The organism is Pseudomonas peli, assembly GCF_900099645.1.
GTDB lineage: Bacteria > Pseudomonadota > Gammaproteobacteria > Pseudomonadales > Pseudomonadaceae > Aquipseudomonas > Aquipseudomonas peli.
The window spans coordinates 1752502-1778786 of sequence record NZ_FMTL01000001.1 but is presented as its reverse complement, the minus strand read 5'-3'; the positions used below and the strand labels follow the sequence as shown (position 1 = coordinate 1778786).

Annotated in this window: 28 protein-coding genes and 1 pseudogene; 12 read left to right on the top strand and 17 right to left on the bottom strand. The window is 62.2% G+C overall.

Annotated features, from left to right (window positions below):
* Position 1: 1 nt before the first annotated feature.
* On the top strand, positions 2-1930 hold the full coding sequence (locus BLO50_RS08455) for a DUF2207 domain-containing protein (protein ID WP_090250970.1): 1929 nt from the start codon (positions 2-4) through the stop codon (positions 1928-1930).
* 129 nt (positions 1931-2059) lie between these two features.
* Here the strand turns inward: BLO50_RS08455 and BLO50_RS08450 are convergent, their stop codons facing one another.
* From BLO50_RS08450 to folE2, 3 genes are all read right to left on the bottom strand, one after another.
* A complete protein-coding gene (locus BLO50_RS08450) occupies positions 2060-2296 on the bottom strand; it encodes a hypothetical protein (protein WP_090250968.1) in 237 nt (78 codons plus the stop codon).
* Positions 2293-2787 (bottom strand): GNAT family N-acetyltransferase, encoded by a 495-nt coding sequence (locus tag BLO50_RS08445; RefSeq protein ID WP_090250966.1) that lies wholly within the window; start codon positions 2785-2787, stop codon positions 2293-2295. The genes BLO50_RS08450 and BLO50_RS08445 overlap by 4 nt, the downstream gene beginning before the upstream one ends.
* A 62-nt stretch (positions 2788-2849) precedes the next feature.
* Positions 2850-3740 carry a GTP cyclohydrolase FolE2 gene (gene folE2 / locus BLO50_RS08440; protein WP_090250963.1) on the bottom strand — a complete coding sequence of 297 codons (891 nt, stop codon included), beginning with the start codon at positions 3738-3740 and terminating at the stop codon, positions 2850-2852.
* A gap of 75 nt (positions 3741-3815) precedes the next feature.
* On the opposite strand from folE2, the pseudogene dksA reads away from it, so the two are divergent.
* The 3 genes and pseudogenes from dksA (at position 3816) to BLO50_RS08425 (ending at position 6020) form a co-directional block, all read left to right on the top strand.
* Positions 3816-4240 (top strand): annotated as a pseudogene (dksA, locus tag BLO50_RS08435) (RNA polymerase-binding protein DksA).
* 14 nt (positions 4241-4254) lie between these two features.
* Positions 4255-5460, top strand: a complete 1206-nt coding sequence (zigA, locus tag BLO50_RS08430) for a zinc metallochaperone GTPase ZigA (protein ID WP_090250961.1) — start codon at positions 4255-4257, stop codon at positions 5458-5460.
* Positions 5460-6020 carry a DUF1826 domain-containing protein gene (locus BLO50_RS08425; RefSeq protein WP_090250958.1) on the top strand — a complete coding sequence of 187 codons (561 nt, stop codon included), beginning with the start codon at positions 5460-5462 and terminating at the stop codon, positions 6018-6020. Before zigA ends, BLO50_RS08425 begins: the two co-directional genes overlap by 1 nt.
* Positions 6021-6153: 133 nt before the next feature.
* On the opposite strand, the gene BLO50_RS08420 is transcribed toward BLO50_RS08425, so the two are convergent.
* On the bottom strand, positions 6154-6507 hold the full coding sequence (locus BLO50_RS08420; protein WP_090250956.1) for an NADH:ubiquinone oxidoreductase: 354 nt from the start codon (positions 6505-6507) through the stop codon (positions 6154-6156).
* A 107-nt stretch (positions 6508-6614) separates the two neighbouring features.
* Here BLO50_RS08420 and BLO50_RS08415 point away from each other — a divergent pair, with 107 nt between their 5' ends.
* Positions 6615-7652: a CobW family GTP-binding protein gene (locus tag BLO50_RS08415; protein WP_090250953.1), complete on the top strand. Its 1038-nt coding sequence runs from the start codon at positions 6615-6617 to the stop codon at positions 7650-7652.
* On the opposite strand, the gene BLO50_RS08410 is transcribed toward BLO50_RS08415, so the two are convergent.
* The gene (locus BLO50_RS08410) at positions 7572-7931 is read right to left on the bottom strand and encodes a hypothetical protein (RefSeq protein ID WP_090250950.1); all 360 of its coding nucleotides are present in this window, start codon (positions 7929-7931) and stop codon (positions 7572-7574) included. The two genes, BLO50_RS08415 and BLO50_RS08410, sit on opposite strands and share 81 nt — an antisense overlap.
* Positions 7932-8045: 114 nt before the next feature.
* Between BLO50_RS08410 and BLO50_RS08405 the strand changes: the two genes are divergently transcribed.
* Both BLO50_RS08405 and BLO50_RS08400 read left to right on the top strand, forming a co-directional pair.
* On the top strand, positions 8046-8924 hold the full coding sequence (locus tag BLO50_RS08405) for an alpha/beta fold hydrolase (protein ID WP_090250948.1): 879 nt from the start codon (positions 8046-8048) through the stop codon (positions 8922-8924).
* A 5-nt stretch (positions 8925-8929) separates the two neighbouring features.
* On the top strand, positions 8930-9289 hold the full coding sequence (locus BLO50_RS08400) for a DUF7079 family protein (protein WP_090250945.1): 360 nt from the start codon (positions 8930-8932) through the stop codon (positions 9287-9289).
* Positions 9290-9295: 6 nt separating this feature from the next.
* Here BLO50_RS08400 and BLO50_RS08395 read toward each other — a convergent pair whose 3' ends face one another.
* The 6 genes from BLO50_RS08395 to BLO50_RS08370 form a co-directional block, all read right to left on the bottom strand.
* Positions 9296-9697, bottom strand: coding sequence for a DUF3301 domain-containing protein (locus BLO50_RS08395; protein WP_090250942.1), 402 nt, complete (start codon positions 9695-9697; stop codon positions 9296-9298).
* Positions 9698-9745: 48 nt separating this feature from the next.
* Positions 9746-11284 carry a sensor domain-containing diguanylate cyclase gene (locus tag BLO50_RS08390; protein WP_090250940.1) on the bottom strand — a complete coding sequence of 513 codons (1539 nt, stop codon included), beginning with the start codon at positions 11282-11284 and terminating at the stop codon, positions 9746-9748.
* Positions 11285-11348: 64 nt separating this feature from the next.
* Positions 11349-11834 carry an acyl-CoA thioesterase gene (locus BLO50_RS08385; RefSeq protein ID WP_090250937.1) on the bottom strand — a complete coding sequence of 162 codons (486 nt, stop codon included), beginning with the start codon at positions 11832-11834 and terminating at the stop codon, positions 11349-11351.
* Between the two features lie 63 nt (positions 11835-11897).
* Entirely contained in the window at positions 11898-12629 is a 732-nt protein-coding gene (locus BLO50_RS08380; protein ID WP_090250934.1) for a substrate-binding periplasmic protein, read from the bottom strand.
* A gap of 55 nt (positions 12630-12684) precedes the next feature.
* Positions 12685-14052: a glutamine synthetase family protein gene (locus BLO50_RS08375; protein WP_090250932.1), complete on the bottom strand. Its 1368-nt coding sequence runs from the start codon at positions 14050-14052 to the stop codon at positions 12685-12687.
* A gap of 90 nt (positions 14053-14142) precedes the next feature.
* Complete coding sequence (locus BLO50_RS08370; protein ID WP_090250929.1) at positions 14143-15534, bottom strand: aspartate aminotransferase family protein; 1392 nt, start codon at positions 15532-15534, stop codon at positions 14143-14145.
* Between the two features lie 122 nt (positions 15535-15656).
* Between BLO50_RS08370 and BLO50_RS08365 the strand changes: the two genes are divergently transcribed.
* The 4 genes from BLO50_RS08365 to BLO50_RS08350 all read left to right on the top strand — a co-directional run bounded on the left by BLO50_RS08365 (position 15657) and on the right by BLO50_RS08350 (position 19578).
* Positions 15657-16427: an SDR family NAD(P)-dependent oxidoreductase gene (locus tag BLO50_RS08365; RefSeq protein WP_090250927.1), complete on the top strand. Its 771-nt coding sequence runs from the start codon at positions 15657-15659 to the stop codon at positions 16425-16427.
* Between the two features lie 123 nt (positions 16428-16550).
* Positions 16551-17204 carry a GntR family transcriptional regulator gene (locus BLO50_RS08360; RefSeq protein ID WP_090250924.1) on the top strand — a complete coding sequence of 218 codons (654 nt, stop codon included), beginning with the start codon at positions 16551-16553 and terminating at the stop codon, positions 17202-17204.
* A gap of 80 nt (positions 17205-17284) precedes the next feature.
* On the top strand, positions 17285-18889 hold the full coding sequence (locus BLO50_RS08355) for a tetratricopeptide repeat-containing response regulator (protein ID WP_090250921.1): 1605 nt from the start codon (positions 17285-17287) through the stop codon (positions 18887-18889).
* Complete coding sequence (locus BLO50_RS08350) at positions 18886-19578, top strand: sensor histidine kinase (protein WP_090250918.1); 693 nt, start codon at positions 18886-18888, stop codon at positions 19576-19578. The genes BLO50_RS08355 and BLO50_RS08350 overlap by 4 nt, the downstream gene beginning before the upstream one ends.
* Before the next feature lie 63 nt (positions 19579-19641).
* Here the strand turns inward: BLO50_RS08350 and BLO50_RS08345 are convergent, their stop codons facing one another.
* The gene (locus tag BLO50_RS08345; protein WP_090250916.1) at positions 19642-20052 is read right to left on the bottom strand and encodes an SMI1/KNR4 family protein; all 411 of its coding nucleotides are present in this window, start codon (positions 20050-20052) and stop codon (positions 19642-19644) included.
* A 131-nt stretch (positions 20053-20183) separates the two neighbouring features.
* Here BLO50_RS08345 and BLO50_RS08340 point away from each other — a divergent pair, with 131 nt between their 5' ends.
* Positions 20184-20777: a hypothetical protein gene (locus BLO50_RS08340; protein WP_090250913.1), complete on the top strand. Its 594-nt coding sequence runs from the start codon at positions 20184-20186 to the stop codon at positions 20775-20777.
* A 3-nt stretch (positions 20778-20780) separates the two neighbouring features.
* Here the strand turns inward: BLO50_RS08340 and BLO50_RS08335 are convergent, their stop codons facing one another.
* From BLO50_RS08335 to uvrD, 5 genes are all read right to left on the bottom strand, one after another.
* The gene (locus BLO50_RS08335) at positions 20781-21149 is read right to left on the bottom strand and encodes a VOC family protein (protein ID WP_090250911.1); all 369 of its coding nucleotides are present in this window, start codon (positions 21147-21149) and stop codon (positions 20781-20783) included.
* 137 nt (positions 21150-21286) lie between these two features.
* Positions 21287-22132, bottom strand: a complete 846-nt coding sequence (locus BLO50_RS08330) for a Tim44 domain-containing protein (protein ID WP_090250906.1) — start codon at positions 22130-22132, stop codon at positions 21287-21289.
* A 104-nt stretch (positions 22133-22236) separates the two neighbouring features.
* Positions 22237-22815: a TetR family transcriptional regulator gene (locus BLO50_RS08325; RefSeq protein ID WP_090250904.1), complete on the bottom strand. Its 579-nt coding sequence runs from the start codon at positions 22813-22815 to the stop codon at positions 22237-22239.
* A 103-nt stretch (positions 22816-22918) separates the two neighbouring features.
* Complete coding sequence (locus tag BLO50_RS08320) at positions 22919-24007, bottom strand: TRAP transporter substrate-binding protein (RefSeq protein WP_090250901.1); 1089 nt, start codon at positions 24005-24007, stop codon at positions 22919-22921.
* Between the two features lie 32 nt (positions 24008-24039).
* Positions 24040-26244 (bottom strand): DNA helicase II, encoded by a 2205-nt coding sequence (gene uvrD / locus BLO50_RS08315; protein WP_090250899.1) that lies wholly within the window; start codon positions 26242-26244, stop codon positions 24040-24042.
* Between the last annotated feature and the right edge of the window lie 41 nt (positions 26245-26285).

Sequence of the window (26285 nt, the reverse complement as noted above, 5' to 3'; positions counted from 1 at the left end):
CATGCTGCGAGTGCTGCGTTTTGCCCTGTTGAGCCTGTGCCTGCTGCCGCTGTGGGCCGCCGCGGCCGAGGTGATTGAAGACTTTGCCGTGACCCTGCAGGTGCAGGCGGACGGCAACCTGCTGGTGACCGAGCGGATCACCGTGCAGGCCGAGGGTGAGCAGATCAAGCGCGGCATCTACCGCGATCTGCCGGTCAGCTACAGCTTGCCCTTCGGCCTGTTACAGAGCAGCCCGATCACCTTGCTTGCGGTGAGCCGCGATGGTCAGGCGGAGCGGGCGCGGGTCGAGCAGAACGGCACCTGGGTGCGCTATTACCTAGGCTCGGCCAACCAGCTGCTGCAGCCGGGGCGCTATCAGTACGAACTGCGTTACCGGGTTGAGCGCCAGCTGTTGCACCACCTCAATACCGATGAGCTGTACTGGAACGTCACCGGTAATCAGTGGGTCTTTCCGATTCTCCAGGCCTCGGTCGAGGTCAAACTGCCGCCGGGTGCGCGGATGGGGGATGTGGCCGCCTATACCGGGGCCAGCGGTGATCAGGGCAAGGCCTATGAGGTGCTCGAACAGCGGGACGATTATCTGCGCTTGACCACTACCCAAGCCTTGCCGGCCTACCACGGCCTGACGGTCGCCGTGGATTGGCCAGCCGGCCTGGTGGCGCGGCCGGGTCTAACGCAGCGCCTGGGCTCGGTGCTGCTGGATAACCTTGGCCTGTGCCTGGGCGCGCTGCTGCTGGTCGGACTGGTGATTTTTTATCTGCGTGCCTGGGATCGAGTCGGCCGTGACCCCGAAAAAGGTTTGATCATTCCACTGTTCGAAGCTCCGAAAGGCATGAGCGCGGTGCAGGCCGGCTACCTCTGGCATCGCGGTTTCAAAGGGGCTTATCAGGATGCGCGGGCGTTCAGTGTGTGGCTCACCGATATGGCCATACGCAAGCACCTGCATCTTGAAGACAAGCCGCGCGGCGGCGGTTTTACCCTGGCCCGTGGCACGGGTGAGCGGGATGACTTCAGTGAGGGTGATCGCGACCTGCGCAAGCGCCTGTTTCCCACCAATAAGGAAGGTATCGCCCTGGAGATTGGCAGCGACTACGAGCCGCGCCTGGCCGATGCCGTGGCTGGGCTGAAAACCCAGCTGCACACCCAGGGCAAGGCTTGGTTCAGCAATAACCGTGGCATCTGGACCTGGGGCCTGATCTGGGCGCTGGTTGGCTGCCTGGTAATGGTACTGACCGGCGCGCGTAACGCGGACGATGTGGCTGTCGGCCTGGCCGGCGTGGTGTTCACCATGGGCTTTGGCGTGCCGTCGCTGTTTGTGCTGTACATGGCCTGGAATCAGCCCAGTTTGGGCAAGCAGATCGGTCTGGGTCTGGCGGGGTTGATGTTTGTCTGGCCAGTGCCGATTGGCTTGTGGATGCTCAGTGATGCGGCGTCGTTGCCGGCCTTGCTGCTGCTCTGCGTGTATGTGCTGGTGGTGGTGCTGTTCTATTACCTGCTGCCAGCGCCATCGGTTGAAGGGCGGCGTTTGCTCGATCAGCTGGAAGGCTACCGTGACTACCTGCAACTGGCGGAAAGCGACGCACTGGCCCTTGCCGGCAATGCCCCGGCGATGAGCATTGCGCTGTACGAGAAACACCTGCCCTACGCCATGGCCCTGGGTGTGGAGGACAAGTGGAGCGCGCGCTTCAGCACGGCGTTGGCCAATGGCCTGATCGACCCGGCGCAGCGTGGCTATCAACCGGACTGGTACCACAGCCGCAGTTCATTCAGCACACCGCTGGCCATGAGCGCCGCTTTGGCTGCCGGCCTGAGCAGCGCCACAGCACTGGCTTCATCGCCCCCGTCGAGCAGCTCGTCAGGTGGGGGCGGTTCATCCGGCGGTGGTTCGTCAGGCGGTGGCGGCGGTGGCGGGGGAGGCGGCGGTTGGTAGGAAGCTTCTGTGGGAGGGGCTTGAGCTGCGACTAACGTTGATCGCGGCTACGACTGCATGGATGCAGGAGGTAGAGCGAAGCAGGATGCCCAAGCCGAAAGCCCCCCACACATCATGACCTCAGCAGCACTAAGGCTTTCGAGTTTCCTGCAGCTTGGCCAGTAAGGCTTCGCTTTTCGCCAACTGCTCGGCTTCGCTGAGCTGCGGATTTTCCAGCACGCTGTCGAGTTGTGCGATCAGCTCGCTCTGCCGGTTGATCCGCTCATCGAGTTTTTCCAGTTTGCGCTGGTTGTACCAGCTCCACAGTGCCAGGGAGCAGGCGGCCAGCACCACGGCGGTTAGCACGATAATCGTCAGGGTGTTCATCGCAGCTCCAGAGTTTTGCGCATCAGCATGCGCGGCAAGTTAACAGTGCCGCGCGTCACCGTCTGTGCCTGCTGCACAGAAAATCCCTGACCGGCAAAAAATGCCTGGGCCACTAGGCTGGCTTCGGTAAACAGCTCGCGCACCCCCGCCGCGCGCAAGCGTTGCTCGGCAGCGGCATACAAGGCGCTGGCCACACCCTGGCGGGCATAAGCGGGCGCGCAGTACAGCAGGTCGATATGGCCATCCAGGCTAAATCCGATAAATCCGGCCATTGAGCTGCCATCTTCGGCGATAAGTAAATTAAGTGACATCAAACGTGTTTGCCAGACCGATAGGTCTGCAACCTCGGGAGACCAGGCCTGTCGCTGCGCTGCGTCGTAATGCTGAGTGGTCAACTGGCTGACCGATGCCTGAAACAGTGCGACCAGGGCGGGTAAATCCTGAGGTTGGTAGGCCCGTAAGTTGAATGCGGCGGACGGCTGGGTTGTCATCGGAGTGGTCTGCAAGGGTTTGCCCGGCAGGTTAGCGCCGCGTATGGGCCAGGTAAATCGCCTCAGCGCCAGTTCCACGTGCTGGCGGCAACCGCATCGTGGGCGTGCAGGCTTTCCGCGTGCACCACGCGCAGGTGAAAGGCGCTGAAGGCCGGTTGTTCGCGCAGGGCGCTGTGCAGGCGGCGGGCAGCGTCTTCGCAGAACATCAGGTTTTGCCCGTTGGCCAGGGCGAAGGCCTGCTCATCGGCGCGCTTTACCGCCGTCTGCACAGCGGTGCCGAGGGCTTGTTCGGCGGCGTCGATCAGCGCAACCAGCGGCAACTTCGCGCTGTCGCCGTGCAGGCGCACTTGCAAAGTGGCGGTACTGCGTTGGCTATGTGGTGTAGCGACGATGCCCTGGGTTGAGCCGAGCCAGGCCAGCAATTGTGCGTGGTCCAGCGGCTGGTTGGCGAAGTCCTCGACAAAGCGCTGCTGAATCAGCTGGCGCGCCAGGGCGGCGGAGCAAGGGCAGGTCGAGGAATAGGTCACTTCTACCTGTAGTTCCACGTGAAACCCCCATGAATCCTGGCGTGCACGCACTTCGAAGGGGTAGGCCTTCCAACCTGAGAGGGGGCTGACCAGTGCTGGGCGGTTGAGCAAGGCCTCGCCGCGCAAGGTAATCGATGCCTGCTGCGACAAACCCTGATGGCTGTCGAGAAACTCGCCCATTAACTCTCGCAGCGTCGTCGGGTTCAGTTCGCGCTGTTCCAGCGCATGCAGCGCCAGGTATAGGCGCGACATATGGATGCCGCGCGCATTGCCATAGTCCAGGCTAACCCCGATATCGGCGCGGGCATGGATGTGTTGCTCAGCCAGTTTGATCGGCAGCGCGATGCCCTGCATGCCGACCCAGTCTAGGGCCAGGGCGTGGGCAGGCGCTTGCGTGGCTATGTCCGGCAAGGTCAGTGCGTTCATCAGAAATCAGCCCTCGGCTGTGGGTTTAAATGTTATGTTATAACAAGTAAATTACAAAGCCAGCGAATCCTGACGATGACCGAAACGCCGCTTACCCACGCCGAACTGCTCGCCCAGCCGGCAGATGACTACATGAATACCGCGCAGCAGCAGTTCTTCCGCGCGCTGCTGCTCACCCAGCGCGGCGAGCTGCAAACCCGCATTGCCGAAGAGTTCGAAGGCCTGCGCGAGCGCGAAACCAGCAGCGATCCCGCTGACATTGGCAGCGCCGAAGAGCAACGCCAGTGGCAACTGCGCTTGCTGGAGCGGGAAAAAAACTGCTCGACAAAATCGACGAAGCCCTTGAGCGGCTGGCCCGTGGTGAATACGGGTGGTGCGTGGAGACCGGTGAGCCAATCGGCCTCAAGCGCCTGTTGCTACGGCCCACCGCGAGCCTGTGCATCGAAGCCAAAGAGCGTCAGGAACAACGCGAAAAACACCTGCGCCACGCAGAATTCTGATGGAGCCTGAAACTATGACCAATCGCCTTCCCGTAACCGTGTTATCCGGCTTTCTCGGCGCCGGTAAAAGCACCCTGCTTAACGCCATTCTGAAAAACCGTCAGGGTTTGAAAGTGGCGGTAATCGTTAACGATATGAGCGAGATCAACATCGATGGCAGCGAAGTTCAGCGCGATGTCAGCCTGAACCGTGCCGAAGAAAAACTCGTGGAAATGAGCAACGGCTGCATTTGCTGCACCCTGCGCGAAGACCTGCTGGAAGAAGTCGGCCGCCTGGCCCGCGATGGGCGTTTCGATTACTTACTGATCGAATCCACTGGGATCAGCGAACCGCTGCCGGTGGCCGAAACCTTTACCTTCCGTGGTGAGGACGGCCAGAGCCTGGCCGATGTGGCGCGCCTGGACTGCATGGTAACGGTGGTCGACGGGGTGAACTTCCTCCGTGATTTCCATGAGGCCGAAAGCCTGGCCAGCCGTGGCGAAACCCTCGGTGAGGAGGACGAGCGCTCGATCACCGACCTGCTGATCGAGCAGGTGGAATTCGCCGATGTGCTACTGATCAGCAAGATCGACCTGATCAGCAGCCACGAGCGCGAAGAGCTAATGGCCATTCTCAAGGGCCTCAACACTCACGCCGAAATTGTGCCGATGGCCATGGGCGCGGTGCCGCTGGAGAAAATCCTCAACACCGGCCGCTTCGACTTCGAGCGCGCCGCCCACGCACCGGGCTGGCTTAAAGAGTTGCGCGGTGAACACATTCCTGAAACCGAGGAATACGGTATTGCTTCAACGGCTTACCGTGCACGCAAGCCGCTGCATCCCGAGCGCTTCTTCAACTTTATTAATCGCGAATGGACCAATGGCCGCTTGCTGCGCAGCAAGGGCTTTTTCTGGCTGGCCAGCAAATACCAGGAGGCCGGCAGCTGGTCCCAGGCGGGCGGTTTGATGCGTCACGGCTTTGCCGGGCGCTGGTGGCGCTTCGTACCCAAGGCGCAATGGCCGACCGACGAAGAAGGGCTGCAGGCGATTATGAAAAACTGGCAGGCGCAAACCGGCGACTGCCGTCAGGAGTTGGTGTTTATCGGCCAGAACATCGACTTCGCTCAACTAACCGCCGAACTGGATGCCTGCCTGCTGACCGATGCGGAAATGGCCCTGGGCGTAGATGCCTGGCAGGCGCTGCCCGACCCGTTTGGCCCCTGGCATGAGGAAGCTGCCTGATGCTCGCGCCTGTGCTGCGCCATCCGCTGCAGCAGGTCAGCAGCGAACAGATTGATGTGCTTGGCGAGGTACTGCGTGACGAGGTCAACTTGGCCGTCTGGCAACGCCAGTTGCCGGCACAGATCAGTGATTTCGCCAGCGCTTTGCTGGCTCAGGGCGATCTGCCGGGGCAGGCGGCCTTTTTGCAGGACGTTAGTTGGCTGATCAGTGCTTTTGCCTGCCTGTTCGATGCCAAACGCATCGGCCTGCGCCTGCGTATTCTCGACAAGGCCATGTGCCCGCGCTTTCACGTTGACCACGTGCCGGTGCGGCTGATTACCAGCTACGCCGGGGTTGGCAGTGAGTGGCTGCAGGAGGGCGTAATGGCGCGTCGTCGCCTCGGCGACCCGGCCGCCGAACCCAGCGATGCCGCGTTGATCGAGCGCGCCGAGGCGGGCCATGTGCTGCTGGCCAAGGGCGAGAAGTGGATTGGCAACGAGGGCGGCGGCTTGATCCACCGCTCGCCGCAACCGCCGGCCGGTGAGCGGCGATTGCTCTTGACCCTGGACTGGCTGGCTTAAATTTCAGGCAAAAAAATAGGCTGCGAGAAAGCAGCCTTAAGCACCAGAAAGGCACACCGGCGCGTGACCCGGCATGCAGGGGTGAGGTACCCAAGGCCACTAAAACATAGACAGGATTACGCTTTGATGACGGTTAGCGCGCCATCCATACACCCTTGCTCTGCTGCTCGCAGAAGGGCTTGAGGTAGGTGGCGTCGCTGGCCACGCCGTAATAATGCACATCCTGCTTATAGGGCGTGCCGCCCACCGTTGAATTGCGGCATACGCCGAAGGAGCCCATCGGGCACTGCTCGACAAACTCCACCTCGACCTTCTGCCCCTGCAGCTGCGGCTGGCAGAAACCGGTGCGGAACAGGTTGGGCGGGATGCTACGGTTCTGCTGGCAGACCTTCACATCCAGGCGCTCGGCCTGGCTATGCACCACACAGGCTTCACCCCAGGCCAGGCCGGACAGTGTGAACAGGCTCAGCAGCAGAAAAACGCGCATCCATTGACCCTCTGAAAATATGCCGGCGACTCTAGCATGCTGCTTTTATTCAGTCTGCGCCCCGTACCGGGGTTCTCCCCAGGCCGGCAAACCCGCACCATAGGCCCATGCTGAAAAATATCCCTACCCACGTAATTGCCGGCCCCCTAGGTGCTGGCAAGACCAGCCTGATCCGTAATCTGCTGGCGCAGCGCCCGGCTGATGAACGCTGGGCGGTGCTGATCAATGAATTCGGTCTGGTTGGTTTGGATGCCGCGCTGCTCACCACTGATGACGACGGTGTTGCCCTGGGTGAAGTGGCGGGCGGCTGCCTGTGTTGTGTTAACGGCGTACCGTTCCAGGTCGGCCTCAGTCGTCTGCTGCGCCAGGCTAAACCCGATCGCCTGCTGATCGAACCATCCGGCCTCGGCCATCCTCTGGTACTGCTTGAGCAACTGCGTGAAATGCCCTGGGCTGGGGTTTTGGCGGTGCAGGCACCGCTGCTGGTGCTGGACGCTCAGGCACTGGCTGCGTGTGAAGCGCTGCCGGAGAGCCAGCAGGCGACGCTTGGCCACGCCGGGCTGCTGCTGTTGAACAAGGCCGAAGACCTAGATGAAGCCACCAAGGCGCGCATCCAGGCGCAGCTGCCCGCGCGCCCGATTTACTGGACCAGTCAGGGTGCATTGCCGCTCGCAGCGTTGCCCGGCTTTAGTGCCCAGGCCGATAGCGACACTACGCCGGATAACCTGCCCACGGCCGCGGCGCCATTGCCGCAACTGTGGCTCAGCTCAAGCGAGCCGATCTGCCAGGTGCAACAGCAGGCCGAAGGCTGGAGCATCGGTTGGCGCTGGCACCCTAGCCAGCAGTTTGAGCTGCTGCGCGTACAAGAGTGGCTGAGCAGCTTGCCCTGGCGCCGCGCCAAGCTGGTGCTGCACACCAATGCCGGCTGGCTGTCCGCCAACGCCCTCAACGGTGATGCCCTGCATTGGCAAAACAGCGAATGGCGCAAGGACTCGCGGCTGGAGCTGATCTTCAGCGAAGCGCAGGAGGTGTCGGCGTTGCAGGCCGGGTTCGCGGCCTGTGCATTAGCGCCAGAGCATTTCGGCCAGGCTGCCGAACAGCAGAATCAGCACAGCCAGGGCGCTGATACGCAAAGCCAGGGGTGAGGTGACCCACTGCAACGCCTGCTGTTTGGGTGCTTCACGCAGTGCATGCCACTCTTGGCGGAACGCAGGGTCGATGCGCAGGGCAAATAGCCTGTCGCGGTACAGCAGGTGTCGAGCGTGGCTCATCTGACTGTAAAGCGGCAGGCGAATAGCAAAGTGCAGTTCGCCGTCTGCGGCACGTCCCATGTCCAGTACATGGCAGTCGATGCCGGCGCTGCTGAGTTGTTCTTGCAGGTGCTCGATAAAGCCTGCATGGCTGGATTCCAGTAAAACAAACACCCTGACGTCCTCCTTGATAGGTCTGCGGCCAGGATGCCGGAGTCAGATAGAACTGACGAGTCCTCTGGCGATGCGGATAATCCCCACCTGAATACGATCACGCAAGGCACGCTCATGCATCTCCACCCCTGGTCACACGACAGCAGCGCCGGCTTTACCTTGCGCGGTTGGCATTCACCGCCTTCGGGCAAGCCCGTGCTGCATTTTTTGCATGGCAACGGCTACTGCGGGCGGGTCTACACACCACTGCTGGCGCTGTTGGCCGAGGATTTCGACCTGTGGTTATGCGATGTACAGGGGCATGGTGAGAGTGATCACGGTGGCCGCTTCCACGGTTGGAACCGCAGCGCCGAACTGGCGGTAGAAGCTTTTAACGCCGGGCGTGAGCGGTTTGCCGATGCGCCGGCTTATGCCTTGGGCCACAGCTTTGGCGGGGTGTTGACCAGCCTGATCCTGGCCCAGCAACCGCAACTGTTTCAGCGTGCGGTGTTGCTTGATCCGGTGCTGTTCAGCCCAGCGATGATCGGCGTTATGGCGCTGTCCGATGTTGTGGGCCTGAGCCGGCGCACCACTTTGGCCAGCAAGGCGCTCAAGCGCCGCAGCAGCTGGCCAGACCGCGCCGCTGCGTATGACGCGTTGCATGGCCGTGGGATGTTCCGTGGCTGGACCGAAGAAGCGTTTGCCGCGTATATCCAGCATGCCTTGAAAGACAGCGACAAGGGCGCCGAGCTGCGTTGCCGGCCAAGTCGCGAAGCCGATATTTTCAGCTCCTTTCCCAAGCGCCTGTGGCCGTCACTGGCCAAGGTGACGACGCCGACGCAGGTTCTTTATGGCGAGCGCAGCTACCCCTTTGTCGCTAAATCGGTGGCACGTTGGTGCGCCAGTAACGCCCATGTCAGCGCCCATGTGGTACCCGGCGGACACTGCTTTATGCAGGAGCACCCGACCGACAGCGCCGCGCGGGTTACGCATTTCTTGTTGCAGCGCGATTAAGCCCGATGAGCTGCCGTGAGGATGCCTGGCTGGCGCTCTCCGAGCTGTGGCTGGACACTGAGCTGGATGAGTCGGCGCTCCGATCTATCGCCACCCGGCTGCGCGCCAGTGGTTTGAGCCTGGATGAATTGCAGCAGATCTACGCGTATGAGGTTGCACCGCAGGTCTGGCTTAACCACTGGGCCGTCGCCGGGGTGTGGGAGGGGTTCGAGGCGCAATGGCTGTTGGCGGGTTGCCGGCGAAATCAGTCGGGCGGGCGTTGGCATCGGTTGAAATGCCGCGTGCTACGCCGGCCGATGACCTACGGCTGTCGCGCTGAATGGCAGCAGATCTTGGCCTTTCTGGCTGATCGGGATTTTAACTAGTCGGCCTTAATGCGGCGTGTTGTTGTCCGAATCCTGACGCTGACTGCGCCACTGCTGCATCTCAATCACCTGAGCGCTGGGTGCCGGCGGTTCACGGAAAGGGTGCGGCGCCAGTTCGATACGCCCCAGCTGTTTGCCAAACAGGGTGATGCTGCCGACATGCCGCTGCTCGCCGGTGACGGTGAACTCGAAGCCATACACCCGCGCCAGGCGCTTGCGCCCGCGTGCATCGGGTAACAGGGTGAGCCGTCGCAGGGCGACATTCTCATCCAGCAACTCGATGTCGGATTTGGCGCAGTGTTGTTTCACCAACCCCAGTGCGTACTCACGCAGACCATGGGCATGCCACAGCCAGGCGCACGCAGTGGCGAACAGCATCAGCAGAAATACATCGAAGAGGTCGATCATGGCGGCTCCGGCGGCAGGAGGCTGAGCTTAACAGAGCCTGTCTTTCGCTTACGCATCCACGCAGATACGGTTTCGCCCCTGCGCTTTGGCGTTGTAAAGCTGGGTGTCCGAGCGTTGCAGCAGCTGTTGCAGGCTGTCGCCGGGACGAGCGCAGGTCAGGCCGATGCTGACGGTGGCGTGCAGCGGGCCCTGGACAGTGGCGAGGGGCTGTGTGTGCAGGGCATTGCGTAGACGTTCCAGGCGCTGTTGCGCAGCGTTGAGGTCGCTGTCGGGCAGGAGGATGACGAATTCCTCACCGCCGAAGCGGGCGAACAGGTCGGTGCTGCGCGCCTGCTGCCGGCACAGTTCGCTGAACGCCACCAGCACCTGATCGCCGACGGCGTGGCCGTATTGGTCGTTGACCCGTTTGAAGTGATCGAGGTCGAGCATCGCCAAGCACAACGGGGTGCCTTGGCGTTGATTACGGCTCAGCTCGTGTTCGGCACGTTGCTGGAAGGCGCGGCGGTTCAGGGCGCTGGTCAGCGGGTCGGTGGTGGCGAGTTGGCGCAGCTGTTCTTCCAGGGCCTTGCGCTGGCTGACATCGCGGATCTCGGCGACCTGCTGCTGCGCTTCGGCCAGGCGCGCGATGCTCAGCTCGGCGGCGAATGGCTGGCCGTCCGCACGTTGAGCAAGCAGGTCGTGGGGGCGGCCATCGGCCTGTTGCAGCAGTTCGCTGAGCGGCTGTTGGCTGCTGCTGTCGAAAAGCCGCGATAGCGGTTGGCCGAGCAGTTGCTCACGGGTTTGCGCAAACAGCTGTTCCAGCTTGGGGTTGCTGTCGATGATGCGTTCGCCGTCGAGCACCATCACCCCGGCGTTGCTCACGCTCATCAGGCGTTCGAAACGTTCGGCGTTGGCAGCGGCCTGCTGGGCGTTACGCTGGCTGTCGGCGAGGATGCGGCGCATGGTCAGCAGCACTAGGCCGACCAAGGCCATAAGCCACAGGGGAATGCCGAAGTTGTAGGGCAGCAGGTAGCTTACCGAGCGCGTGACGTCGTCATGGACGATGCCTTGCAGGCCATCGTGCAGGCCGACCACGCCGCGCAGCAGGGTGACCAGGGCATAACCCAGCAAGGCGATGGCGACAAACTGGCAGACGCCGCGCAGTTCCACCTCGCTGGGCGCACGCCATAGCGCCCAGCAGGCTTGCAGGGGCAGCAGGCCGCCAATGGCGGCGTACAGCGCGACGAGGTATTCAGAATTAATGGGGCTGAGCCACCAGTGCCAGCTCAGGGCCAGGCTCATCAATCCGGCGCTGGCGGGTACGGTCCACCAGGGCAGCGGCAGGCCGAGAAAGCGAAACACGCCGAGCAGGATGATCGCCTCGCCGGCCAGTTGCAGGGCATTGCCAAGAATATTCAGCAGTTTGCTGCCACTGGCCATAAAACCCATGAACAGCAGGATGCCGATGATCAGGGTCCAGCTGCCCAGCATCCACAAACCGGGGCCACGGTAGGGGCGGGAGAAATACCAGAGCCCGCTGCAGGCAATGGCGCTCGCCAGCATCAGGTTCAGGCCCAGCAGCATGGGGGAGAAATACAGGCTTTCCATGGCCTTACTCGGTGTTATGCACGGGGCGTAATTGTGCCGCTGGCGTGTGGTGTTGTCTGCTCGTTCAGCTTTTTTCTTCGTTCAGTGCCTGGTAGCGCTGTTGCAGCTCGTGGCGGATCTGCCGGCGCTGCAGGGCCTGGCGTTGGCGCCGCAGGGCGTCCGCAGTGGTCGGCTCCAGGGCGGGAATGGGCACCGGCTTGCCCTGTTCATCCACCGCCACCATGGTGAAGAAGCAGCTGTTGGTGTGACGCACCGAGCGCTCGCGGATGTTTTCGGTGATCACCTTGATGCCGACTTCCATCGACGTACGCCCGGCGTAATTGACCGAGGCGAGGAAGGTCACCAGTTCGCCAACATGGATGGGCTCGCGAAAGATCACCTGATCCACCGACAAGGTGACCACATAGCGCCCGGCAAAACGGCTGGCACAGGCGTAGGCGACTTCATCGAGGTATTTGAGCAGGGTGCCGCCGTGCACATTGCCGGAGAAGTTGGCCATGTCCGGGGTCATCAGTACGGTCATCGACAGCTGGGCGTTTCCGGGTTCCATAGCGGGCTCTGTGCTGGGTTTGTGGCAACCATAGCAGGTGCAGGGGCAGGCCCGCGCGGTTGATCAGGGCAAGCCGAACTGCTGGCGCAGCTGGTTGAGCATGGGGGCCTGCTCGATCAGGAAGTGGTCGAAGCGTTTGATCAGTTGGGCATACCGGTAACTGCTCAGGTGAAAGCTGGTGGTGATCTGCGGTAATTGAGGGTCACGCTGCAGTTGCTGCGGTGCGATACCGAGCAGTTGCATATGGTGTTCCACCACCTGCGGGTTGGCGTAGATGGCATCCAGGCGGCCCCGTTCGAGCATGCGGATCAGGCTCTGGATGTCCTGCACTTCCACCAGTTCGATGCTGTGTTGATCCAGCAGCGGTTGCCAGGCCTCGGCGGTAAAGCCGCGCACGATACCCACCCGTTTGATCGCATTCAGGCCCTGAGCGAGCTGCTCGCGGCGCACCACGGTGGCGTCGACGATCTCCACCACGGCTTGGCTGTAATACAGCGGCTGGCCGTCACGGGCTTTACGGGGCCAGGCCGGATTATCGGGGAACAGCAGGTCGAGGCTATGTTCACCCAGCATATTACGGTACAGACGGTTGACCGGTTGCGGGCGCAGCTCCAGTTCAAGGCCTTCGTGCTTGGCGAAGGCCTGCAGCAGGGCGATGCAATAACCGTCGTAGGCCTGCCCCTCTAGAGCCTTGTAGTAGGGGTAGTAGTCGTGGTTTTCCAGGCCAACACGCAGCGGCTCGGCCAGGGCAACTACGCTGTACAGCCAGCAGACCAGGATAATGCAGAGGCGCATGGGCCACTCCAGGGTGCTCAGATCCAATACAGCGTAGCCTGCGCCGCCGTTGTCGTCAGGCGTGGGTCAGGTACCAGCGCCAGTCCTGCTCGCCGACTTCGCCCATAAACTGGCGGAACTCGTTCCATTTGATCGCCAGGAACACCTTGAGGAAGTCCTCGCCGAGTGCGTCCTTGGCCCAGGCAGAGTTCTCCAGCGCGCGCAGGGCGGTCAACCAGTCGGTAGGCAGGGTTTCACGGGCCTGCTCATAGCCATTACCGATGATTTCCTCGCCTGGATCGATCTGGTTTTTGATGCCGTGATGGATGCCGGAAAGAATTGCCGCCGCCGCCAGGTATGGGTTGGCATCGGCGCCGCAGATACGGTGCTCCACATGCCGGCTCTTGGCCGGGCCACCGGGCACGCGGAACGACACGGTGCGGTTGTTCACTCCCCAGCTCTTGGCCAGCGGCGCGTAGCTGTTGGCCTGGAAGCGGCGGAAGGAGTTGGCGTTGGGGCAGAAGATCGCCAGGGCGTCGTTAAGCGTGGCCATCATGCCGCCGATGGCGTGCTTGAGTAGCGGCGTGCCGTGTGGGTCTTCGGAAGCCATCAGGTTATTGCCGTCGGCGTCGGCCAGGCTGACATGCATGTGCATCCCGCTGCCGGCCAGGTCGCCGAACGGCTTGGCCATAAAGCAGGCCTGCAGCCCGTGCTTGTTGGCCACGCCCTTGACCAGGCGCTTGTAGCGCACGCCTTCATCCACCGCTTGCAACGCGTCGAAGCGGTGCTCCAGGGTCAGCTCCAGCTGGCCTGGCGCGTATTCGGAAATCGCCGTGCGCACTGGCAGGCCCTGCACTTCGCAGGCGGCGTAGAGGTCGTCGAGGAAGGCTTGCTGCTGCTCCAGCTCCAGCACGCCATACACCTGTGGTGCCTGCGGGCGCACGCCGTTGGCTTGCAGCGCCGGCTGCGGACGGCCATTGGCGTCGCGGGCCTTGTCCAGCAGGTAGAACTCCAGCTCCACCGCCATTACCGGGTGGTAGCCGTCGGCCTTGAGCCGGTCGATGGCGCGCACCAGCACATGCCGTGGGTCGGCCGGTGCGGCTGGCAGGCCCTGGGTCGGATGCATGCTCACCTGCAACTGACCGGTCGGTGTGCTGCGCCAGGGTTGCAGGGTCAGGCTGCCGGGCAGCGGGTAGGTCCAGCAGTCGGCATCGGCGACTTCCCAGACCAGGCCGCTTTCTTCAACGTCCTCGCCCTGGATGGTCAGCGCCAGGATCGAGCTGGGCAGCGGTCGGCCGTTCTCATAAATGGCTAGAAGTTCGTCGCGGTGCAGCAGCTTGCCGCGTGGGATGCCGTTGGCATCGATCAACATGAGTTCTATCAGGCGCACGTCGGGGTGGGCGGTAAGGAAATCGCGGGCTTCCTGGGGATTGGCGAATTGCATGGTGATTCTCACAGTGAGTCGTCAATTCGTGGGAGGCGCTTTAGCGGCGATTGTCGCGGCTGAAGCCCCTCCCACAGGCTGATCAATGAGTTACTCGCGGGCGCCGGGGATGGCCAGCAGTTCGGTCAGGGCCTGGTCGAGCATACTGATCAGCTTGTCCACATCCTCGGCCGTGGTGCTTGGGCAGCACAGGGTCATGTTGTGGAACGGGGTGATCAGGATGCCGCGGTTGATCAGGTAAAGGTGCAGGGCCATCTGCAGCTCGTCGTGGAACGCTGCTTCGGCTTCGGCGCCGGTCTTCGGCGACACCGGGCAGAACTGGAACTCACTGCGCGCGCCCAGTTCGGTCACCGACCATTGCAGGTCGTGCTTGCTGATCAGCGAACGGAAGCCATCGGCCAGGCGCTTGGCCAGCGGCAGCATGTGCGCGTAGGCGGCCGGGGTCATCACTTGTTCCAGGTTGGCGCGCATGCAGTGCATGGCCAGGGCGTTGGCCGACAGGGTGGTACCCATGCCGCTGTGACCATGGCCATGGCTGCCTTCGCTGGCACGCTTGCGCGCGGCGGTCATGGCTTCGGCCATCGCGGCGCTACAGCCGAAGATGCCACACGGCACACCGCCGGCAATCGGTTTGCCGACCACAAAGAAGTCCGGGTCGAGGTTCCACAGCTTCGTGCAGCCACCCATATCGGTGGAGATGGTGTGGGTTTCGTCGATGATCAGCAGCGCGCCGTATTTGCGGGTCAGCTCGCGGCACGTCTGCATAAAGCCCGGCTCGGGCAGGACCATGCCGATGTTGGTCATCGCCGGCTCGCACAGCAGGGCACAGACGTCGCCTTTAGCCAGCGCCGCTTCCAGCGCAGCCACGTCGTTGAACGGGATCGAGCGGCTGTACTCGGTCAGGTCATAGGCTTGGCCGACCAAACCGCTGCGCGGCACGGTTTCGCCGTCGATACAGCGCACCATTACGTCATCCACCGTGCCGTGGTAGCAGCCGTCGAACACCAGTAATGTCTTGCGCTGGGTGATCGCGCGGGCCCAGCGCAGCACGTAGCGGTTGGAGTCCGTGGCGGTGGCGGTGACCTGCCAGAACGGCAGGCCGAAGCGTGCGGCCAGCAACTCGCCGCAGACCACCGCGTCTTCGCCCGGCAGCATGGTGGTCAGGCCGTTGTTGCCTTGTTCGGCGATGGCCTTGGCGATCGGGTCCGGGGAGTGGCCGAACATGGTGCCGGTGTCGCCCAGGCAGAAGTCGATGTATTCGTGGCCGTCGACGTCATAGAAGCGTGCGGCCTTGGCCCGCTCGACAAACAGCGGCACCGGTGTCGACCAGTCGGCCATCCAGTGCATCGGCACGCCGCCGTACAGCGAGTGGCGCGCACGCTCGGCCAGGGCCACGGATTTTGGATTGCGCGCGATAAAGCGCTCACGCTCACGTTGGGCGAAGGTTTCTACGGCGGATGGGTGGATACCACTGGCAGTCATGTTGAACACCTCGTTCGAATATCTGCACATGCTATTTTGTGATCACAGAAAACTCAAGCATTGGTTTGATTGGGCTTTATTGCTAGATTATCGCCATATTTGTGATCACAGGATTCCATGAAATGGTCTTTCAACAGCACGTTGCGTTAATCAGCGGCGCGGGCAGTGAATCCGGTATCGGCCTGGCGATTGCCCGTCGTCTGGGTCGTGCCGGAGCGCGGGTACTGCTGACTGCCAGCAGTGCGCGGGTCGAGCAACGGGTCGCTGAACTATGTGCAGAAGGTATTCAAGCACGGGGTCGCGCCGCTGACCTCACTGATGAGCAGCAGGTCGCTGAATTACTCGACTGGGCCCACGCGCAGTGGGGGCAGATCGACATTCTGGTGAACAATGCCGGCATGGCCATGCAGGGCAGCCCCGAGCCGTTTGCCGAGTTGGCGGACATGGATCTGGCGACCTGGAACCTCTCCATCGCGCGCAACCTCGGCACTGCTTTTTTGCTCACGCGCGCGGTGCTGCCGGGTATGCGGGCGCGCGGCTACGGGCGCATCGTCAATATCAGCTCGACCACCGGCACCCGTGGCAGCAACCCTGGTGAGGCGGCCTACAGCGCGGCCAAGGCTGGCATGCTCGGCCTGTCCATGGGGTTGGCGCTGGAAGTGGCCAAGCAGGGCATTACGGTCAACAGCGTGGCGCCGGGTTGGATTGCCACCGGCTCCAGCACCGACGAAGAACGCCATGCCGCCGAGTACACCCCGCTGGGTCGCGCCGGTCGGCCTGACGAAGTGGCGGCGGCGGTAGCCTTCCTTGCCTCGCCGGAGGCCAGCTATATCACCGGTGAAGTGCTGGTGGTGGATGGCGGTAACTGCCTGGTCGAGAACAAGGCGCCGTGAACCAGTAGAATTCTTGCCGCCGCTCAATTGCGGCGCTCTTCGTTAGAAGGAATACCCATGCGTAACTGCTCGCTGACACTTGCCCAACTCCCTGCACCGCCGGCACAAGGATGCTGCTGAACCATGGCCGATAACCTGCAAGATCAACTCTACCAACGTATTCGTGAAGGCCTGCTGGCTGGGCGCTTTCAGCCCGGTGAACGCTTGAAAATTCGTGATCTGGCGGCCGAGTGGGGCACCAGTCCGATGCCGGTACGCGCCGCCTTGCAGCGTCTGGTCGCTGAGGGTGCGCTGGAAGGCGAGCCACAGCGCTCGGTACGCGTGCCACCGATGACCCGCGAGCGTTATCAGAACATTTTCCAGGTGCGTCTGGGGCTTGAAGGCCTGGCTGTAGAGCTGGCCACCCCGCGCCTGACGCCGGCCGACCTGGCTGAGCTGCGTGACTGTGTGGCGCGCATGGATCAAGCCATCGAACAGCGCCAGGTGCAGGCTTATCTGAATGCCAACAGCCAGTTTCACCTGCACCTCTATAGCGCCTGTGGCAACCCGGTACTGTTACGCAGCATTGAGTCGTTGTGGCTGCAGGTTGGGCCGTTTTTCAACCAGCTGTTCACGGGTGCGGACCTGTCGTTGCGCCTTAACGACTTTCACGAAGAGGCCTTTACCGCCATCGAAGCCGGTGATGCCAAGGCCGCGCGCCAGGCCATGGAACAGGATCTGAGTTACTTCGCGCGCTTTCTTCTCAATTTGCTTGATCTGGAATCCGGCCAGCGTTGAGTGGACGCTGCCTTGCTGGCAGCGGGTGCACCGACAACTACACTGATTCGACTCTGAGACGACAGCACAAGGGCTCCTCAATGCTGGAATACGGCAGTAAACGCATCCTGATCGTCGATGATTTCACAGACTTTCGCAGTTCGCTTAAGTCCATGCTGCGTGACATGGGCGCGCGTGATGTGGACACCGCTGACCGCGGTGAAGAAGCCCTGAGCATGTGCCGCAACAAGCGCTACGACATCATCCTGCATGACTACAACCTGGGCGGTGGCAAGAATGGCCAGCAGGTGCTGGAAGAGTTGATCGCCGGGAAGCTGATCAGTCATCAGTGCATCTTTGTCATGGTTACCGCCGAAAGCAGCCAGGCCATGGTCCTCAGCGCCCTTGAGCATGAGCCGGATGCCTACCTGACCAAGCCGTTCAACCGCGCCAGCCTCGATCAGCGCCTGGACAAACTGGTGGAGCGCAAAACTGCGCTCAAAGGCATTCTTCAAGGCCTCGACAAACAGGACCCGGCCGCCGTACTGGAGGCCTGCAAAACCCTCAGCCAGCAGGACAAGCGCTACCTGCCCTTGTGCCAGCGCTACCAAGCCACGGCGCTGCGCGAGCTGGGGCGTCTGGATGAGCTGGAGCAGCTGCTCAATGGCGTATTGGCCGAGCGACCGTTGCCCTGGGCGCAGGTGGCGCTGGCCGGCCTGATGCACAAGCGCGGCGAGTTGAGTCGTGCGCAGAGCCTCTACGAGAAGGGTTTGCAGCTATTCCCGATGATGCCGGCACTGTACGACGGCCTGGCCGCCGTGCTGCTGGCGCAGGGCGAGAGCCAGCGCGCTCAGCAAGCCCTTGAAGATGCGGTCAAATTGGCTCCGCTGGCGATTCGCCGGCAGATGCAGCTGGGCAAACTGGCGCTGGATAACCAGGACTTCGACAGCGCCGGGAAGGCCTATCGACAAGCCATGGAGCAAGGTCGCACCTCCAAATTCAAGAGCCCGGAAAACTACCTTGGTCTGGCCCAGGCGATCACCGCCCAGGCCGGTGACGGCTCGCTCGATAAGCGCTTGCAGATCGAGGTCAGTCAGGCTCTCGGTGAGCTGGATAAAATCTATGCCCATGACCCCAATGTGCAGGTGCGCTCACGCCTGGCCCTGGCCAGCAGCCTGAATAAATCCGGCGAGCCCAAGCGTGCTGCGCAACTGGCTGCCGATGCCGCTGCTGCGATGGAAAAGCTGCCGCAGCTGTTTGCCGCCGATACTGCCCTCAGCGTCGCCAGCCAGTTGCGCGCGCTGGGCCAGACGGCAGCCAGTGATGCCTTGCTGAAAAGCTGTGTCGAGGTATACGGCGACGACCCGCAGGTGATGCAAGGCGTGGCCCGGCAGACTGACAACGCCGAGATTCTCTCTAGCGGTAAAGAGGCCGTGGAGCTCAATCGCCAAGGTGTGCGCTGCTACCAGCAGAAGCAGTTCGACGAGGCGCTCCGGTTGTTCCGTCAGGCCTTTGCCCTGCAACCGAAGAACATCAGCATCGCCCTCAATACCGCACAATCGCTGTTGCAATCGGCCAGCGGCGAAGCGTCTGCCGCTTTACTCGAGGAGTGTCGGCGCTGCCTGGCCGTGGTCAGCCAGATGCCCGAGACGGATGCCCGGCATGCGCGTTACCTGCAGCTGCAGCGGCGAGCGTCCGGCCAATGAGTGATTCCCCCGGAGGACTGGACTTCTCCACGGTGATCGCCTCCACCGTACACGACATGAAAAACTCCCTGGCTATGCTCACCCGCGCCCATGCGCAGTGGCAGTCGCAGCTGCCGCCTGAGCAGCAGCAGGCCAGCGAGCAGGGCGTGATCGAGTACGAGTTTGCCCGTCTCAACGGCATGCTGGTGCAACTGCTCGGCCTGTATAAGCTCGGCGTTAACCAGCTACCCATGCGCCCTGGTTATCACGAGGTCGAGGATTTTCTCCAGGCCCAGCTGGCGCGGCACTTCGAGGTGCTGCAAAGCCGGCAGATCAGCGCACGCTGCGAGGTGGAAAGCTTCGATCTGATGGGCTTCTTCGATGAAGAACTGCTCGGCTCGGTGGTTGCCAACATCATCACCAACTCCATCCGCTACGCCCACAGCGCCTTGCTGATTCGGGCCTGGGAGGAAGGCGGCAAGCTGGTGCTGGCGATCTGTGACGACGGCCAGGGCTACCCGCAGGAGATGCTCAGCCAGCAATCCAACTACGTCCTCGGCCTCAAGCACAGCACCGGCAGCACCGGCCTGGGCTTGTACTTCGCCGGCCGCATCGCCGAGCTGCACGAACGCCACGGCGTGCATGGGCATATCGAGCTGGCCAACGGCGCGCCGCTGGGTGGTGGGGTGTTTCGGATTTATCTGCCCTGAAACGACTGCGGCCCTGCGGTGTGTATAACGCCGCAGGGCCGCACGTAAGGCCGTAAAAAACGCTTAGCTTTCCAGCCAGACGTCACGTACCCAGTGCCAGACCGATTCCCAGGTTTCGTCTTCGTTGATTTCGCCGGTTTCCGCTTCCCACAGCAGCACGGTGCCGTCTTCTTCGACCACGTAGTAGTTGCCGTGGTCTTCGCACAGCGGCACGAATTCGCGCGGTACGCCCAGGGACCAGGCGGTGGCGGCGACTTCCGGTAGGTAGGTATGCGATTGCGGGTCGCTGGCGGTTACCGGTTCCAGGCGGCCGTAGACTACATCGCTGACCTGCAGCAGGTATTCGCGCAGGGCGAAGGGCAGATGGATAAGGATCTGCTCCTGAATCTCCACCAGGGTTTCTTCTTCCGGCAACTCCAGCGGGACGGGCACCGGCTCGTTGAGTTCGCGCAACTGTTCGATGACTTCTTCCACGGGGTTGGCCTCTTTTGCAGGTAATACGGGAGCGTCTTATACCTTAGACGGGTCTAAGCAAAAAGCTGGCACAGTGCTATTGTTCATGTGGACAGTGCGTCAATTTTTGAACGTCATTAATTGGTCGAGTCATGAAAAGTGAAACGCAAGACTCCGAAGATGGTGCGCTCAGCGAGGAGGAGCGGCTCCAACTGCTGACCACCGCTGGCAAGCGCAACCGCCTGTTTATCCTGGCGTTGGCCGGGGTGCTGGGTAGTCTGATGCTGGTTTCGGTCGGGCTGAATATTCACAGCGTGTTCAGTGCCGGTGATGGGCCGCGTATTCAGGCGCTGGAAAAAAAGCTCCTGCAGCTTGAGCAGCAACTGGCCGTGCAGCAGACCGCATTGAGCAATCAGGAAGAGCTGTTGGCCAGTCAACAAGCCTCACAACTGACCGGGTTATTTGAGCGTGCGGAGAACCCATACACCATCGCTGAAGTGAGCAAGGTATTGCAGGCTCAGGAGCGTGATTATCAGCAAGTGATGCAGGGGCTGAAGGCCGGTATGCGTGATTTGGCCAACATGCTGCCGGGTTCGCGCAGCTGGCTGGCTGATTACAACGAAATGATTGATCGCGCGGAACTGAACAGCCGTCAGCGCCGTGAAGAAATCCAGGCATGGAGTGAAAAGGCCCAGCAGCCAGCCCCGGCGGCCAAGCCGCCGGGTACCAGCGTCGATCCGGGCTAGCGGTTAGCCCATGTGGAAGAAGGCCAGTTTATTGCCGTCCAGGTCACGGAAATAGCCGCCATAGAAGCCCGGTATGCGTTCGCCCGGCGCCCCTTCGTCGCTTGCGCCTAACGCGATGGCTTTGGCGTACAGTTTGTCCACGCCCTCGCGTGATCCGCCTGGCAGGGCGATCATCTGGCCATTACCTGGCGTCGGTGCTTGCTTGTCATGGGGAATACAGATGGCAAACATCGGCTGCCCCTTGGCGATGCCATAGAACGCGATGCGGCCCAAATCCATGACGATTTTGGCACCCATCTCTGCCAGCAAAGGGGTGTAGAACGACTTGGCTTTCTCCATGTCGGTGGTGCCCACAGTGGTGTATCCGATCATTGCTTAATCCTCAGGGTGGTGTGCTTGGCGCGGATCAGATTGCACTTTGAGTAGGCCGCGCGCCAGTCCATACAGTTGCTGAATGATAGACAAAGAAAACCCGGGACTTGCCCGGGTTTTCGCAGCATAGCGAGGGATCAGCCGTTCTGGCGGATACCGGCCACCAGCCACGGCTGGTTGTCACCAACGGCCCGCTCCAGACGCCAGCTTTCGCTGAATACTTCGCCCTGGTCAAAGCGCGAGGTCTTGGCCACGCCGGTGAAGGTCAGGGTGGCTACGGTCTTGTCGCTCAGATCATCGACGCCATCCAGCTGTACATCGAGGTTGTCGACGTAGGTGGACTGGAAGCCATCGCCCAGGTCTGCACGCTCGCGGCTGAGGAACTCCAGCAGCTGTGGGGTGACGAACTCGGCGATCTTGTCCATCTCGTTGGCATCCCAGTGCTGTTGCAAGCTGAGGAAGTGCTCACGACCGGCGCTGATAAAGCTCTGCTCGTTGAACCAGGCCGGGGCATTGATCACCGGTTTGATCGCAGCCGCTGCACTGCTGCCGCCGAAGATCGAGGCTGGAGCCGCTGGCATTTCACGCTGCATCGGTGCGCCGTTGGCAGTCGCCGGGCTGGCTTGCTGACGACGAGCGGCGAGGAAGCGGAACAGCAGGAAGGCGATCAGGCCGAAGATCAGCATGTCCATGATCTGCAGGCCTTCGAAGCCGTCACCCATAAACATCGAGGCCAACAGACCACCTGCGGCCAGACCGGCCAATGGGCCCAGCCACTTCGATGCACCGCTGGCTGCTGCAGGCTGACGGCCGGCCGCTGCAGGTGCTGCACTTTGCTGGGCTGGCGCTTGGCGAGCCTGGTGGCTTGGCGCGGAACCGAAGGATTTGCCGCTGCCCATACGTTTGGCTTCGGCGTCGAAACTCATGGTGGTCAGTCCCAGGCTGAGGAACATGGCCAGGGCGATGCTAAGGAAACGCTGCATGGTTAGCTGTCTCTTGGTGATTGGATCTACGCGCGGCATCTTGCCCGGCGTGAGCGACGCTGGCTAGGCCTAGAATGTTTCGAGCTTTTGCCCGTGCGCCTGAGTCAGCGGCGCAGCAGCACCAGTAGCGGCCCGCAGCGTAACTGCCGGCGCAGCAGGGCGCGGAAGTCGGCGGGGTCTTCCTCGGGGTGGCGCAGCCAGTGGATAAAGCAGCGCAGGTAAACGCCGGTCAGTAGGCTTTCCTCGGCGATGCGGCACAGGTGCAGGGTTTCCCGCCGCGCCGCTTCACGCCACCACTGCACGGTGCGGCTGATGCGCAGCAGGCCACCAAGCTGCAGGTGGATATGCCCCGGTTCGAGTTTGTACAGCAGCATCTGCCCGCTCACTGCGCGGTGCGCTGCCAGGCTGTCGAGCCAGGCGATCAGCAGTTCTTCCAGGCGTTTGGCAGGCTCTAACGTCAGCAAGTCTGCGCCGTTGCCGCGCGCCAGCAGGGCCTGGTCGGCACGGTCGAACCAGGCTTCCACCAGCTGATCCTTCTCGCGGTAATGCACAGCGATGGCATCCAGCCCCACACCCAGGTCGGCCGCCACATCGAACAGATGCAGGCGTTCCCAGCCGCAAACATCTGCCAGTTGCAGGGCGCTATCGAGTATCTGTGACGCGGAGACAGTTGCGCGTTTCATCGGCTCACCTCGCCAAGCAGTATGGGCGGCGAGCGCCGTCGGGCTGGTCTGAAACGACAAACGGAACCCGAAGGTTCCGTTTGTTTGTGCGTGTGGCGGGTACTTAGCGCCAGTTGTACAACTCTTTCTCCGACAGCTGGTGCATCTGGCTGACTTGGGCCTGGAAGGCCTGCATCGAAGCCCAGATGCGCCCATTCAGCTCGCTCTGCGCGGCCAGCTCGCCGAGCACCACGGCGGATTCGCGCTGCATGGCGGCCAGCACGTCGTCGGGGAAGCGCTTGAGCAGGGTGCCTTGCTGTTTCAGCTCATCCAGGGCCATGGCGTTGTGGTAGACGTAATCGTCGAGCATGTCTTGGCTGGCGGCGCGGGCCGCTTCCGTGAGGATCGCCTGCAGATCGGCCGGGAGGCTGTCGAGGGCCTTCTGGTTGACCAGCAGCTCGAGTACCGCCTGGGGTTCCTGCCAGCCCGGGTAGTAGTAGAACTTGGCCGCCTTGTGCAGGCCGAAGGCCAGGTCGTTGTAGGGACTGACCCAGTCGGTGGCATCGATGGCGTTAGTTTGCAGAGCGGTGAATACCTCGCCGCCTGGCAGGTTAACGGTGGTGGCGCCGAGTTTGCTCAGCACTTCGCCGCCCAGGCCCGGCATGCGGATCTTCAGGCCCTTGAGGTCATCCAGCGAGTTGATTTCCTTGTTGTACCAGCCGCCCATCTGCATGCCGGTGTTGCCCACTACCATCGGTTTTACGCCATAGGGGGCATAGGCCTCGTCCCACAATACCTGGCCGCCGCCCTTGCTCAGCCAGGCGTTCATTTCGCTGGTGGACAGGCCGAACGGCACGGCGGTGAAGAACTGCGCCGCCGGCACCTTGCCCTTCCAGTAATAGGCCGCGCCGTGACCCAGCTCGGCGGTGCCGCGCGATACCGCATCGAACACCTCCAGCGGCGGCACCAGTTCGCCCCCGGCATACACCTTGATGGTCAGGCGGCTGTTGCTCATGACCTTGACCCGCTCGGCCAGGCGCTCAGCGGCAGTGCCCAGGCCGGGGTAGTTCTTCGGCCATGCGGTGACCATCTTCCAGTGGAAAGTCTGTACCGGCTCGGCGGTAGCTTGTGGCGCGGCAGGTTCTTCCTTGCAGCCGGCGAGCCCGAAAGCGGCGAGCAGGGCGCTGGCAAGCAGCAGAGGGCGGCGGATCATGGGGGCTCCTTGTTGTTTGAATAGACTGTCGATTACAGCGCCTGCAGCTTGGCGTAGCTGAGCATCAGCCACTTGCTGCCTTCGCTCTCGAAATTCACCTGCACCCGCGCCTGCGCGCCGGAGCCTTCGAAGTTGAGGATGGTGCCTTCACCAAACAGTGAGTGCTGCACGCGCTGGCCGAGGTTGAAGCCGGTGTCCGGCACCGCGCTGCCGGCGAACATGCTGTCGCCGTTCATGCTGTTGCTGCCCACATTGCGGCTGACCGCGCCGAACGGCCGGCTGACGCTGTTGGACAGGCGCACTTCCTGAATCAGCTGCGGCGGAATCTCGCGGACGAAGCGCGACACCTTGTTGTAGGTCTCACTGCCGTACAGACGGCGCGTTTCGGCGTAGGTAATCACCAGCTTGCTCATGGCGCGGGTGATGCCGACATAGGCCAGACGACGCTCTTCTTCCAGGCGGCCGGGCTCTTCCAGGCTCATCTTATGTGGGAACAGGCCTTCTTCCATGCCCACCAGAAACACCTGGGGGAATTCCAGACCTTTGGCGCTGTGCAGGGTCATCAGCTGCACGCTGTCTTCGTTTTCTGCCGCCTGGGTGTCGCCGGCTTCCAGCGAGGCGTGGCTGAGGAACGCCTGCAGCGGCGTCAGCTCGTCATCCTCGGTGTTGTCGAAAGTGCGCGCGGCACTCACCAGTTCTTCCAAGTTCTCGATGCGTGCCTGGGCTTTTTCGCCTTTTTCGGCCTTGTGGTAGGCAATCAGTCCGCTCTGCTCAATGACGGTCTGGGTCATCAGGTGCAGCGGCATGCTCAACACTTTGGCGGCGAGGTTTTCGACCAGTTCGATAAACCCGGCCAGGGCACCCGACGCACGGGCCGGTAGGGCTTTGGCGGCTACCATCAGGCGGATGGCTTCCCACATCGACACATCATGGGCGCGGGCGTATTCGCGGATGGTCTCGACGCTCTTCTCGCCGATACCGCGGGCCGGCACGTTGATCACCCGCTCCAGCGCCGCATCGTTGCCGCGGCCGTCGAGCAGGCGCAGGTAGGCCATGGCGTTCTTGATTTCCGCGCGTTCGAAGAAGCGCTGGCCACCATAGATGCGGTAGGGAATTTTCTCGCGCAGCAGCGCTTCTTCAAGCACCCGTGACTGGGCGTTGGAGCGGTAGAGAATGGCGATTTCGCTGCGCTTGAGGCCGTCCTTGCGCAGGGCATCCTCAATCGATTCCACCACATAGCGGGCTTCATCGTGTTCGTTGAACGCGGAATACAGGTTGATCGGCTCGCCATCGCCGTCTTCGGTCCACAGTTCCTTGCCCAGGCGGCCCTGGTTATTGGCGATCAGGGCGTTGGCGGCCTTGAGGATGCCGGCGGTGGAGCGGTAGTTCTGCTCCAGGCGGATCACTTCGGCGTCGCTGAAGTCATCAGAGAACTGCTGGATGTTTTCGATCTTCGCGCCGCGCCAGCCATAGATCGACTGGTCATCGTCGCCCACCACCATCATGCTGTCGCCGCCCTTGGCGAGCAGGCGCAGCCAGGCGTACTGGACGGCGTTGGTGTCCTGGAATTCGTCCACCAGGATATGCCGGAAGCGCCGCTGGTAATGCTCCAACAAGCCCGGCTTATCCCGCCACAAGTCGAGGGCGCGTAGCAGCAGCTCGGAGAAGTCGATGACCCCGGCGCGCGCGCAGGCCGCTTCGTAGCCTTCGTAGATCTTCAGCATGGTGGCGAGAAACAGGTCGCCGCCGGGCTGGATGTTCTTTGGCCGCAGGCCTTCGTCCTTCTGCCCGTTGATAAACCACTGCGCCTGTTTAGGCGGCCAGCGCTGTTCATCCAGGCCGAGGTCGCGGATCACCCGCTTAACGATGCGCTGCTGGTCGTCGGAATCGAGAATCTGGAAGTTTTCCGCTAGGCCGGCTTCCTGCCAGTGCGCGCGCAGCAGGCGGTGGGCCAGGCCGTGGAAGGTGCCGACCCACATGCCCGCCGGGCTGACACCGAGCATGTGCTCAATGCGATGACGCATTTCGGCGGCAGCCTTGTTGGTAAAGGTGACCGACAGAATGCTGTGCGGCGAGGCATTCTCGATCTGGATCAACCAGGCGATGCGATGCACCAGCACGCGGGTTTTACCGGAGCCAGCACCGGCCAGCACCAGTTGGCGGCCCACACGCGCGGCAACAGCCTGGCGTTGGGCATCATTAAGAGAGGCAATCAGGAGTTCGGGGTCATTTTGCATCGCGGCATTCTAGGGGGCTGCGTCAGGCAGGGCAAACCAGG

Excerpts from the sequence above, each read along its gene's own strand:
- BLO50_RS08455 (WP_090250970.1), top strand. The coding sequence starts at position 2 with ATGCTGCGAGTGCTGCGTTTTGCCCTGTTGAGCCTGTGCCTGCTGCCG.
- BLO50_RS08450 (WP_090250968.1), bottom strand. The coding sequence starts at position 2,296 with ATGAACACCCTGACGATTATCGTGCTAACCGCCGTGGTGCTGGCCGCC.
- BLO50_RS08445 (WP_090250966.1), bottom strand. The coding sequence starts at position 2,787 with ATGACAACCCAGCCGTCCGCCGCATTCAACTTACGGGCCTACCAACCT.
- folE2 (WP_090250963.1), bottom strand. The coding sequence starts at position 3,740 with ATGAACGCACTGACCTTGCCGGACATAGCCACGCAAGCGCCTGCCCAC.
- zigA (WP_090250961.1), top strand. The coding sequence starts at position 4,255 with ATGACCAATCGCCTTCCCGTAACCGTGTTATCCGGCTTTCTCGGCGCC.
- BLO50_RS08425 (WP_090250958.1), top strand. The coding sequence starts at position 5,460 with ATGCTCGCGCCTGTGCTGCGCCATCCGCTGCAGCAGGTCAGCAGCGAA.
- BLO50_RS08420 (WP_090250956.1), bottom strand. The coding sequence starts at position 6,507 with ATGCGCGTTTTTCTGCTGCTGAGCCTGTTCACACTGTCCGGCCTGGCC.
- BLO50_RS08415 (WP_090250953.1), top strand. The coding sequence starts at position 6,615 with ATGCTGAAAAATATCCCTACCCACGTAATTGCCGGCCCCCTAGGTGCT.
- BLO50_RS08405 (WP_090250948.1), top strand. The coding sequence starts at position 8,046 with ATGCATCTCCACCCCTGGTCACACGACAGCAGCGCCGGCTTTACCTTG.
- BLO50_RS08400 (WP_090250945.1), top strand. The coding sequence starts at position 8,930 with ATGAGCTGCCGTGAGGATGCCTGGCTGGCGCTCTCCGAGCTGTGGCTG.
- BLO50_RS08395 (WP_090250942.1), bottom strand. The coding sequence starts at position 9,697 with ATGATCGACCTCTTCGATGTATTTCTGCTGATGCTGTTCGCCACTGCG.
- BLO50_RS08390 (WP_090250940.1), bottom strand. The coding sequence starts at position 11,284 with ATGGAAAGCCTGTATTTCTCCCCCATGCTGCTGGGCCTGAACCTGATG.
- BLO50_RS08385 (WP_090250937.1), bottom strand. The coding sequence starts at position 11,834 with ATGGAACCCGGAAACGCCCAGCTGTCGATGACCGTACTGATGACCCCG.
- BLO50_RS08380 (WP_090250934.1), bottom strand. The coding sequence starts at position 12,629 with ATGCGCCTCTGCATTATCCTGGTCTGCTGGCTGTACAGCGTAGTTGCC.
- BLO50_RS08375 (WP_090250932.1), bottom strand. The coding sequence starts at position 14,052 with ATGCAATTCGCCAATCCCCAGGAAGCCCGCGATTTCCTTACCGCCCAC.
- BLO50_RS08370 (WP_090250929.1), bottom strand. The coding sequence starts at position 15,534 with ATGACTGCCAGTGGTATCCACCCATCCGCCGTAGAAACCTTCGCCCAA.
- BLO50_RS08365 (WP_090250927.1), top strand. The coding sequence starts at position 15,657 with ATGGTCTTTCAACAGCACGTTGCGTTAATCAGCGGCGCGGGCAGTGAA.
- BLO50_RS08360 (WP_090250924.1), top strand. The coding sequence starts at position 16,551 with ATGGCCGATAACCTGCAAGATCAACTCTACCAACGTATTCGTGAAGGC.
- BLO50_RS08355 (WP_090250921.1), top strand. The coding sequence starts at position 17,285 with ATGCTGGAATACGGCAGTAAACGCATCCTGATCGTCGATGATTTCACA.
- BLO50_RS08350 (WP_090250918.1), top strand. The coding sequence starts at position 18,886 with ATGAGTGATTCCCCCGGAGGACTGGACTTCTCCACGGTGATCGCCTCC.
- BLO50_RS08340 (WP_090250913.1), top strand. The coding sequence starts at position 20,184 with ATGAAAAGTGAAACGCAAGACTCCGAAGATGGTGCGCTCAGCGAGGAG.
- BLO50_RS08335 (WP_090250911.1), bottom strand. The coding sequence starts at position 21,149 with ATGATCGGATACACCACTGTGGGCACCACCGACATGGAGAAAGCCAAG.
- BLO50_RS08330 (WP_090250906.1), bottom strand. The coding sequence starts at position 22,132 with ATGCAGCGTTTCCTTAGCATCGCCCTGGCCATGTTCCTCAGCCTGGGA.
- BLO50_RS08325 (WP_090250904.1), bottom strand. The coding sequence starts at position 22,815 with ATGAAACGCGCAACTGTCTCCGCGTCACAGATACTCGATAGCGCCCTG.
- BLO50_RS08320 (WP_090250901.1), bottom strand. The coding sequence starts at position 24,007 with ATGATCCGCCGCCCTCTGCTGCTTGCCAGCGCCCTGCTCGCCGCTTTC.
- uvrD (WP_090250899.1), bottom strand. The coding sequence starts at position 26,244 with ATGCAAAATGACCCCGAACTCCTGATTGCCTCTCTTAATGATGCCCAA.